This is a genomic window from Deinococcus marmoris DSM 12784, from assembly GCF_000701405.1.
In the GTDB taxonomy this organism is placed as follows: Bacteria; Deinococcota; Deinococci; order Deinococcales; family Deinococcaceae; genus Deinococcus; species Deinococcus marmoris.
Map to the genome: position 1 here is coordinate 1 of NZ_JNIV01000226.1, position 1,743 is coordinate 1,743.

Here is a 1,743-nt window from a genome sequence, read left to right on the forward strand (position 1 = left end):
GGAGGTCAGGCATGGGTGGCTCCAGATGACTTCATAACGATCAACGTAGCTGATGAGCGCTGAAAAGCCATCAGCCGTTCTGGCGACAATGAGGCGAACCCGTTCTCAGCGAAGATCAGAATGCCTACTTTTCCCAATCAAGATTCTCTATATTTTCGGTAAGGCTAAGTCATTTTCGGTAATCTTATTTGTCGCAGTTCTGTAGCTTGAGTGCTGAGGTACACGCTTCTATTTGTCTGGCACGGTAAATTCGGCGGGCCAGATACCGACTTGCTAACAGCCGAAAATAAATCTTTTCGGTAAAGTATAGCGAAGTCTCAGCTTTTCACGGAGCAGAGCAATGGAGGGTTCCACATGGGTGCACCACAACACACCGATCTGATGCACGCCTGGGCGCATTACCTCACCACCGAGGAAGGCCTCAGTCCCGCCACCGTCAAGGAGTACCTCAAAGACCTGCGCCTGTTGCGCACCTGGCTGGACCGGCCCGAGCTGCCCGAAGCCCAGCGTGGACGGACGTGGGACCAGATCAGCGCTGCGGACCTACGCGCATATCTGGCCCACAACAAACCCGCACCCCGCCGGAACCACCGCCTGGTCTCATCCTGGTGCAGTTTTTGGGTGTTTCTGCGGGACATTCAGCGCGTGCCTGACCTGCAACTCGGCCCCGCCGAGTTGCGCCGCCCGAAACTGCCCCGGCGCCTGCCCGGCGCGCTGGCGCTGACGGACGTGGCCCGGCTGCTGGACGCGGTCTGGAACGACAAAAGTCCAGCCCGAGGCGAGCGCAACTGGTGCATCGTCGCGTTCCTGTACGGCACTGGCCTCCGCATCTCTGAAATGCTGGATCTCAAGTTCGATCAAATCGAATCCCATGACGGGCAGCCCATCGCCGTGCGGGTGATTGGCAAAGGGGACAAAGAGAGGCGGGTGCCGCTGTCCGAAACGGCCAGGAGTGCCCTGACTCGCTGGCTGCGGCTGCGGCGGATGCATGGGAATCCGGTCAGCCCATGGGTGTGGTCTCCCCTGTCCGGCAAACGATCTGGCCAGCAGATGCAGCGGCGCAGCATCGGCGCCATGCTGGACGCCGCCGCCCGCCGCGCTGGGCTGGACGTGGCGAAGGTCAGTCCACACAAACTCAGGCATACCTTCGCCACGGCACTGATCGAGTCGGGCCGGACACTCGACGAGATCCGCGTGCTGCTGGGGCACGAGTCGATCCAGACCACGACGATCTACGCCCATACGTCGAGCGCTCGTGTGGCTGCTGCCGCTGCCGCCTTGCCAGATGTGGTGGGGCTGTCGATGCTAGGGACGCGGGTGCTGCCCATCGGCAAGGCTTCACTCAGATGATGCTTTTACAGAAGCGTGGCATCGCCCCAGCAGAATGGTTTAAACCTCGGCGCGGGCTGGGTCGACTGCCAGCCCAGCCAGCGCCTGTTGAAACAACGCTCTGAACGCCGGTCTGCCCTCGACCCAGCCCAGCGTCTGGGCCCCCACAAAAATGGCGTAAGTCAGCTCAGCCAGTTGTGCTGGCTGGGCGTGGCCTGTGCGGCGGTGCAACGTGGTGAGGTAGGAGACCCTCCGGGCGTCCACCACCTGTACGGCGGCGGCAACCTCTGGACTGCGCCTGGCCCAGGCGCGGAAGGCCAGATCGAGGCTATGGTCCAGGTCGCTGACCAATCTTTCCAGCTCCTCCAAGGCATTGGCTGCATCCTGAGACTGACGGATCGGCGCTTCGGTGAG

Annotated in this window: 2 protein-coding genes; one reads left to right on the forward strand and one right to left on the reverse strand. The window is 61.7% G+C overall.

Annotated elements, in window-relative coordinates:
- The first annotated feature begins 354 nt into the window (after window positions 1–354).
- On the forward strand, window positions 355–1,350 hold the full coding sequence (locus Q319_RS0123415) for a tyrosine-type recombinase/integrase (RefSeq protein WP_051655729.1): 996 nt from the start codon (window positions 355–357) through the stop codon (window positions 1,348–1,350).
- Between the two features lie 39 nt (window positions 1,351–1,389).
- Here the strand turns inward: Q319_RS0123415 and Q319_RS0123420 are convergent.
- Window positions 1,390–1,743: hypothetical protein (locus Q319_RS0123420; RefSeq protein WP_211252423.1), on the reverse strand; the 354-nt coding region annotated here is incomplete at its 5' end.